This window comes from Streptomyces sp. F63 (assembly GCF_018070345.1).
In the GTDB taxonomy this organism is placed as follows: domain Bacteria; phylum Actinomycetota; class Actinomycetes; order Streptomycetales; family Streptomycetaceae; genus Streptomyces.
The window spans coordinates 1-7,688 of sequence record NZ_JAGPXX010000057.1 but is presented as its reverse complement, the minus strand read 5'-3'; the positions used below and the strand labels follow the sequence as shown (position 1 = coordinate 7,688).

Annotated in this window: 5 protein-coding genes; 2 read left to right on the top strand and 3 right to left on the bottom strand. The window is 72.8% G+C overall.

All coding sequences use genetic code 11. The annotated features are described in order from the left end of the window. Positions 1-422 precede the first annotated feature (422 nt). The 3 genes from KBZ10_RS28730 to KBZ10_RS28720 are packed head-to-tail and all read right to left on the bottom strand — an operon-like array spanning position 423 to position 4,454. Positions 423-1,853 (bottom strand): acyltransferase, encoded by a 1,431-nt coding sequence (locus KBZ10_RS28730; protein ID WP_210990675.1) that lies wholly within the window; start codon positions 1,851-1,853, stop codon positions 423-425. Between the two features lie 10 nt (positions 1,854-1,863). Further along, a complete protein-coding gene (locus tag KBZ10_RS28725) occupies positions 1,864-3,471 on the bottom strand; it encodes an alpha-2,8-polysialyltransferase family protein (protein ID WP_247703151.1) in 1,608 nt (535 codons plus the stop codon). Beyond that, positions 3,471-4,454 (bottom strand): glycosyltransferase family 2 protein, encoded by a 984-nt coding sequence (locus tag KBZ10_RS28720; RefSeq protein ID WP_210990676.1) that lies wholly within the window; start codon positions 4,452-4,454, stop codon positions 3,471-3,473. Before KBZ10_RS28720 ends, KBZ10_RS28725 begins: the two co-directional genes overlap by 1 nt. Before the next feature lie 187 nt (positions 4,455-4,641). Here KBZ10_RS28720 and KBZ10_RS28715 point away from each other — a divergent pair, with 187 nt between their 5' ends. Beyond that, entirely contained in the window at positions 4,642-6,126 is a 1,485-nt protein-coding gene (locus tag KBZ10_RS28715) for a DUF6716 putative glycosyltransferase (RefSeq protein ID WP_210990674.1), read from the top strand. Between the two features lie 200 nt (positions 6,127-6,326). After that, entirely contained in the window at positions 6,327-7,616 is a 1,290-nt protein-coding gene (locus tag KBZ10_RS28710; RefSeq protein ID WP_210990673.1) for an acylneuraminate cytidylyltransferase, read from the top strand. The last annotated feature ends 72 nt before the right edge of the window (positions 7,617-7,688 follow it).

The following is a 7,688-nucleotide window of genomic DNA, read 5'->3' as shown; positions in this document are numbered from 1 at the left end:
AACCCCCACCACGACAACCACGGACAGCCCGCACCCCACCCGCCACCACCACCGCGCCGCCCACCCGGCGCCCCAACCCCCACCACAACTCAACGGACAACCCACAACGGCCTTTCGCCACCACAGCGAAGTCCGGTCGGTGCGGGAGACGATGCAAAAGGCGGGGTCGGATAATCCCCAACGCACCCCTTGGCATCGCCGTGCTGTCCCTCCGGCGCCCTGCCGCGACCGATGGTCCCGGACGAGTACCCACGGGGAGCGCTTGTCTGCATGGCCGCATCGGGGTTCGATGCGCAGCCCGCATCGCGGCACTTACGGCCCCCCGGGCCCTCGCCCCGTCCCCTCGCCCCGGCCACGCGGCGACTGACGCTCACGACCGACCCTCGGCTACCGACCCTCGGCTACCGGCTACCGGCTACCGGCTACCGGCTACCGGCAGTTCGCGTCCCCGTTGCCGTAGCACTCTCCTGTCGTCGGTGCGTGTCCGCCAGTGCCTGCTTCATCCATGGAGTCAACGGCCGTTCCACCCAGCGGTGCAGTAGCCATGCCAGCACCAGCATTCCGGCGAGCGTTCCGGCGAACGTCGCGGCCGACGGCACTTCCCACGTCCGGTGCAGCAACTGCACCGCTACCCAGCCCAGATGCTCGTGCACCAGATAGAACGGATAGGTCAGCGCGCCCGCGACCGTCAGCCACTTCCAGTTCGCCCACCGCAGGTATCCGAGCGCAACGAGGCCGACCGCCACGAAACCGGCTGTGACGATCAGGACGATGACCAGCGACGAGCGGTACGAGAAGGCCGGCACATCCGCAGGGTGCCAGAGGTTGTCCACGGCGTACTTCTGGCCGATGAGCCAGCTGATGCCCACAACGCCCCACGCGACTGCGTCGCGCCGGTCCCGGTACAGCAGGAAGAGGCCGATGCCGCCCACGAAGAAGGCCGAGTGCTCCGGCATCAGGACGATGGACGGCAGTGGTTCCCCGCTTGCCCGGGCCATCGCCGCTGCCAGTGTCCACGCGGCGCAGAACATCAGCACGCGCCCTCTCGTCGCACCGGGCACCACCACGAACAGCGCGAAGAGGACGTAGAACCGCAGCTCCACCCAGAGCGTCCAGTCCACGCCCAGAACCCGCTCGGCGCCCAGCGGTTCCTGCAGCATCGTCATGTTGACCAGTGCGTCACTGGGCGAGACGGCGTCGTACCCCACCCACGGCAGCGCGAAGACGAGCGTGACGAGCACGACCGCCGCCCAGTAGGCCGGGTAGAGCCGGGCCACGCGGGAGGCGAAGAAGGAGCGCAGGGGGCGGCCCCAGCCGCTCATGCAGATCACGAAGCCGCTGATGACGAAGAAGATCTGCACGCCCAGGCTGCCGTAGGAGAAGACCTGTGAGGCGCTGGGGAACTGGTCGGCGGGCGAGGTGCCCCAGGCACGTCCGATGTCGCCGTTCCGGCCGCCGTAGTGGTAGCAGGCGACCATCAGGGCGGCGACGAGCCGCAGTCCGTCGAGGGCGTACAGCCGGGGCTGCGGTCGCCGGTGCTCGCCTGCCGCGCTGCCCTCCAGCCCCGCGCCCGGCAGGGTGGCTTCACGGGATGCGCTGGGCGGCCCGGATGCATCGGACGGACCCGCAGCACCGGGCGGGGCCGCGATAGCCGGGGAAGCCGGGGAAGCCGGTGAAGCCGGGGAAGCCGGGGAACCCGGGCTGCACAGCGCCACCGCCGGCACGGTTGCCTCCGCCTCCGCCTCCGCCTTCGTCCCCGCCCCTGTCTCCGTCTCTGTCGTCGCTGTTGTTGTTGTCGGCGGCGGCACAGTGCGCAGGGCGCCGGCGCCGGTGTCGGTGTCGGTGTCCGTCATGTGAAGCCCGTCATCGGGTTCCGCCCCGCTTGCCCGTGATCCTGCGTTGCACCCTGCGGGCTCGCCGGACGGCCCGCCGTACCGTCGGATTGCGCGGCAGGAAGGCGAGTTGGGACGGGACGGCGCCGGGCAGCCCGAGTGCGGTGAGACGGCGCCGCTTGAAGTAGCGCCAGGTGTAACGGTCCAGGTGATCGCGGAGGTAGCGTTCCGCCACCGGCCGCAGGCGCGGGTGGAGTTGTGCCTGCATGGCGTACCCGACGGCCGTGACCAGATCGGTCAGTTGTCCCCCCGAGCGCAGCAGTGCGGGGGTGGTGGCGTCGCGGAGCACGGCACGGTCGGCGTCCAGGTCGGGCAGCATCGCGTCGACGATGGTGACGGGCACCCGGTTGCTGTTCTGGTACGGGCTGAGCCGTTCCAGCAGCAGTTCCGTACCGGTCCGGGCGACCGGCAGCCGGTAGAAGGCCGCAGCCGTCAGCAGTGCGGTGGAGAAGCAGCCGACGACGAGCGCGGGCCTCGTGCGCTCGTAGAGCACCTCGGCGAGCACCGGGGTGTCCAGGACGGTCAGTTCGACACCGAGTTCACCGGCTTCCTTCTCCAGCATCCGCGACCAGCGCGCGGGCGCGGTCGGGTGGGGTTTGAAGACGACGTGGTGGTGGCCGAGCGCGGCCACTCCGCGCAGCATCCGCACGTGGAGCCGTTCCTCCTCCTCGGTGGTGAGGATGCCGAGTGCGGAGAGGTACTGCCCCAGCAGCAGGGCCGGGGCGCGGTTGTCTCCGGCCTCCGCGGCGGAGCCGGGGTCCGGGGAGGCGGAGCCGGGGTCCGGGGAGGGGGCGGGGACGCGCGCGGGCAGCACGTCGTCGTCCACGGCGGCGGCCACCTCGGCGAGTACGGAGGTGAAGGCTTCGGTGGGGACGATCCGCTGTTCGACCCCGAACTCGGTGAGCAGCAGGGGCCGCAGGCCCGGAACCAGGTCGAGGTGGAGCAGCCGGCGGATGCGGGTGCCGACGAGCGCGTCGATCTTGTTGCGGGTGGGTCCGTAGCTCATCAGCCCGTCGGCGTACACGTCGACGGCGGCGTCGGGGAACAGCTGTGCCAGCGCCAGAGCGGGGTTGACCTGGATCGACTCGACGATGACCTCCACGTCGTCGTCGCCCAGGTCCCACAGCAGCCGCAGCTGACGCTCCCACAGTGGTACGTCGTCGGGGCGCGGGCCCCAGCCGCTGGGGTGGTACGGGCTGATGGTGTCGTTCCAGGACAGCACCCGGTCGAAGCGGGACCGCAGGGGGTGGAAGCCGGGCATGGCGTCGAGTGGGGGCGCGGTCTCCGGTGTGGCGGCGTTGTTGCTGACGAGCAGCAGCCGGCGGCGGCACGGCTGGAAGCAGCCCGCGTCGAGGGCGGCAGCGAGCGTCGCGGCGCCGTAGAGGGTGGAGGCGACGAAGATCTGCGTCCGGCTCCGGCGGGACGTACTACCGGGCGAGGTCTTCCGGGCGGTCTCCGCGACGGTGCTGTCCGTGCTGTCCGTGCCGTCCGTGCCGTCCGGCTTCCGGGGGGCGTCGGCGGCGTCGGTGGGGGCGGCGTCGGCGGGGGCGGTCGCGTCGCGGTCGGCGGGGCCGGGCATCAGGCCGCCACCTCCGTGCCGGGGAGGACGGCCCGCCGGCGCAGCCGCCGGAGCCGTGAGCCGCGCCGCAGGTCCATCGAGTCGAGGGCGTCCTTGAGGACGTCCTGCGGCATGCGCCGCAGGGCTGCGGCGCTCATCGAGCGCAACTTACGTGCCACGGCCGGTTCGAACCTCTCCATGTTTCCGAGATGGTGGGCGATGATCGCGCAGTATGTCCGTACTGCCTTCGGGAGCAGCCGGTCCGCGTCCCGGTCCCGGGCGGTCTCCTCGACGACCTGGTCGAGTGCGCGGATGAAGTCCAGTTGCCGGACGTCGCCGATCTGCGTCAGGGACGTGGTGACACCGCGCCGGTAGAAGACGCCGTGCAGCCCGACGACGGCGAAGGACTCGGCCTCCCGGTGCAGGCGCCAGATCCACGGCCGGTCCTCGGCGGTGCGCAGGCCGTCCCGGAAGCGCAGTACGCCGTTGTCCGCGAGCCGCCGGTGGTAGATGCCCGCCCACGCGTAGGCGTAGTCGACGGAGGTGGAGCGCTCGGCGGGCAGGATGGCGTCGCGCGGGTTCATGACGACCTGGCGGGGACCGTGTGGTACGCGGCGGAGGGAGCGGCTTCGGCCGGTGTTCTCGATGTGGTCGGTGCGGAGGAAGTCGCAGCCGAAGTCCTCGATGGCGGCGACGAGATCCCCGTAGTGGCCGGGGGCGAGCCAGTCGTCGCCGTCGAGGAAGGTCAGGTACTCGCCGCGGGCCGCGTCGATGCCCGTGTTGCGCGCGGTGGCGAGGCCGCTGTTCTTCTCGTGGCGCAGCACCACGGCGCCGGGGAGCTCGCGCTCGGCGCGGGCCAGGATTTCCGGCGTTCCGTCCGTGGAGCAGTCGTCAACGAGGATGAATTCGAAATCCCGGCGCGCGTTGGCGTGCAGACTTCTGAGTGCGTCGGGTGCGAACGACTGGACGTTGTAAAAGGGCACGATGACGGAGAGCTTGACCACCTCGGCGACGTTAGGCGGGGGCCAGTCATTCGTCTTGTCCATGGGTGAGAATTCCGGTGAACGAAGCATGGCGGAATGGTTAACTCGGCTTCCGCGTACGTCGATTCGCCGACCGGCGACTTCCTGTTAACCCTTTGTTGAGATGGCGTTGGGCCGGGAAACGAAAAGGCTTCCTAGCGTCTTCGACGTGCCAGCCAGTACCAGTCCTCGTCCGCGGGTCGCCGTGCTCGCCGATTCCGATACGCGATGGAAATGGGGCGCGCTCACCGCGCACCGCATCGCGCCGGATCACCGGCTCGACGGCTTCCTCCTGCGCGGACGAGCCACGCCGACCGCCCGTCAGCTCGACGAGGTGGGGGTCCGCGCGGACTCCCTCCGCGAGGTGACCACCGCCGGTTTTCTCCGTGCGGTCACCGGCGAGCCGTACGACGTGGTCGTCCTGGCGTGCGTCGGCGGTGCCGTCCAGGCGATGCTGCACGGCCTGGCCCGCGCCACTTCCGGGTCCGGCGGGGCGGGGCGGAACGCGGCCGGCGAAGCCGCGGGTGCCGCCGCAGCCCCCGGCACCGCTCCCGCCCCCGGCACCGCTCCCGCCCCCGGCACCGCTCCCGCCCCCGGCACCGCTCCCGCTCCCGCTCCGGGGACGGTCACCGCACCGGAGCCGCCGCGCAGGCGCCCCGTCGTGGTCACCGGCTATGTGGGCGTGGTCTACGAGAAGCTGGCCGACGGTCTGCTGCTGCGGCACGGCGCCGATGTGGTCCTGGCCAACTCCCGCCACGACGCGGAACGTTTCCGCGCCGTCTACGCCGGTGTACGCGCCGGTACGCAGAGCGTCGTCGAGGCGGCCCTGCCGTTCCTCGGGGGCGAGACCTACCGGGAGCCGGCTCCGGGGGAGCGCCCGTACACCGTCTGCTTCGCCGTCCAGCCGTCCGTACCGGACAACCGTGCGGGCCGCGACCACCTGCTGCGCCGGGCCGCCGGGCACGCGCGGCTGCACCCGGACCGCGAGGTGCTGATCAAGCTGCGCAGCAAGCCCGGCGAGCACACCACGCACATCGAGGAACTGCCGTACCAGAAGCTGGTGGCCAGGCTGCCCGGCGGCCTCCCCGCCAACTGCCGCCTGGTGTACGGGCACATGGGCGAGGTGCTGGACCGCACGGACCTGCTGGTCACGGTCAGTTCCACCGCCGCCCTGGAGGCGCTGCACCGGGGGATCCCCACGGCCGTCCTGACCGACCTGGGCATCCGCGAGGCGCTCGGCAACCACCACTTCCTGGGCTCCGGCTGTCTGGCCTCCTGGGACGAACTCGACGCCGGGCACCGGCCGGAGCCGGACCGCTCCTGGCTCGCACGGCAGGGAGTGGCCGCCGACGGGCACTACGAGCACGCCTTCGACGCCGCCCGCGAGCGGATCGCCGAGCTGCTGGCCCGGCCCGCCCTTCCACCCATCGCGCCGTACTACACGACCGCCACCGCCCCCGGCTACCTGCCCGGCATCCTGACCCGCTACGGCCTGGACACCCGCGGTGAGCCGACCGGCTCGGGCGCGGACGACACAGCGGCAGGCGGGGTCCGGCAGGCCGTCCGGGGTGCCGTGCGCGACGCGGCGCGCGGTGCCTACCGCCACGGAGTGCAGCGCGTTGCGCCCGTCATCCGCCGGCTGGGGGAGCTGTGAACGGCCGCCGGGACGTGTCCGCCGGCCCGCCGGCGCCCCCGTCCGAGGGCTCGTCCACGCCCGCGGCACCGGCCTCCGTGCCGCCGCCGGCGGCGTCATCCGCATCCGCATCCGCATCCCCATCCGCTCTCCGGGAACGGCGGCAGCCGCCGCCCCGGAGCGGGCAGACCGGGGCCCCAGGGCCCTCCGAAGGAGCCACCATGCCGCAGGCCGGAGCAGAGACAGCGGGCCGGCCCGCGAGCCGCCCCGCGAAGGGCCGGCCGTCCGTACTGGCGGTCATCCCGGCCCGGGGCGGGTCGAAGGGCGTGCCCGGCAAGAACCTCGCCGCGGTCGGCGGCGTGCCGCTGGTCGTGCGCGCCGTCCGGGAGTGCCTGGCGAGCCGTCTCGTCACGGACGTCGTCGTCTCCACCGACGACGACGCCATCGCCGCCGCGGCCCTGGAGGCCGGGGCCGAGGTGGTGAACCGCCCGGCCGGTATCGCGGGTGACACGGCGACCAGCGAGGCCGCCGTGCTGCACGCCATGGACGCCCACGAGGCGCGGCACGGCAGCGGTACGGACGTCGTCCTGCTCGTGCAGTGCACCAGCCCGTTCCTGCTCCGCGAGGACATCGACGGAGTGGCCGCGGCGGTGGCCGAGGACGGCGCCGACAGCGCGCTGACCGTCGCGCCCTTCCACGGCTTCGTCTGGCGCGAGACCGGAGGCACCGGGGAGGCCGGCGGCACGGAGGGCGTCGACGGTGTGGGCGTCAACCACGACAAGTCGCACCGCCCCCGCCGCCAGGACCGCCCCCAGGACTTCCTGGAGACCGGGGCCGCGTACGCGATGGACGCCGCGGGCTTCCGCGAGGCCGGCCACCGCTTCTTCGGCCGCACCGTGCCCGTGCGCACTGACCCGGCCCGGGTCCTGGAGATCGACGACCCGCACGACCTGGCCCGCGCCCGCGCTCTCGCACCCCTGCTGGACGCCCCCTCGGGCACCGGCGGGGACGCCGCGACCCGGCCCCGGGCGCTCCCCACCCGCGAGGACGTCGACGCGGTGGTACTCGACTTCGACGGCACCCAGACCGACGACAGGGTGTACGTCGACTCCGACGGACGGGAGATGGTCGCCGTGCACCGCGGCGACGGACTCGGCATCGCCGCGCTCCGGCGGGCCGGCGGTCTGAAGCTGCTGATCCTGTCCACGGAGCAGAACCCGGTCGTCGCCGCCCGGGCCCGCAAGCTGCGGATTCCCGTCCTCCACGGCATCGACCGGAAGGACCTCGCGCTCAAACAGTGGTGCGAGGAGGAGGGCATCGCCCCCGAGCGCGTGCTCTACGCCGGCAACGACGTGAACGACCTGCCCTGCTTCGGCCTCGTCGGCTGGCCCGTGGCGGTCGCCGACGCCCACGACATCGTCCGCGGCGCCGCCCGCGCGGTGACGACCACCCGCGGGGGAGACGGAGCGATCCGCGAGATCGCCGGATGGATCCTCGGCCCCTCGCTCTAGACCTTCGCGACCACCGCGGACCCCGACCGACCGCCCACTCGCCGCCCCGCCGCCCCCGCCCCCGTCCACGCC

Coding starts and splice junctions, on each gene's coding strand:
- KBZ10_RS28730 (WP_210990675.1), bottom strand. CDS start 1,853: ATGACGGACACCGACACCGACACCGGCGCCGGCGCCCTGCGCACTGTG.
- KBZ10_RS28725 (WP_247703151.1), bottom strand. CDS start 3,471: ATGCCCGGCCCCGCCGACCGCGACGCGACCGCCCCCGCCGACGCCGCC.
- KBZ10_RS28710 (WP_210990673.1), top strand. CDS start 6,327: ATGCCGCAGGCCGGAGCAGAGACAGCGGGCCGGCCCGCGAGCCGCCCC.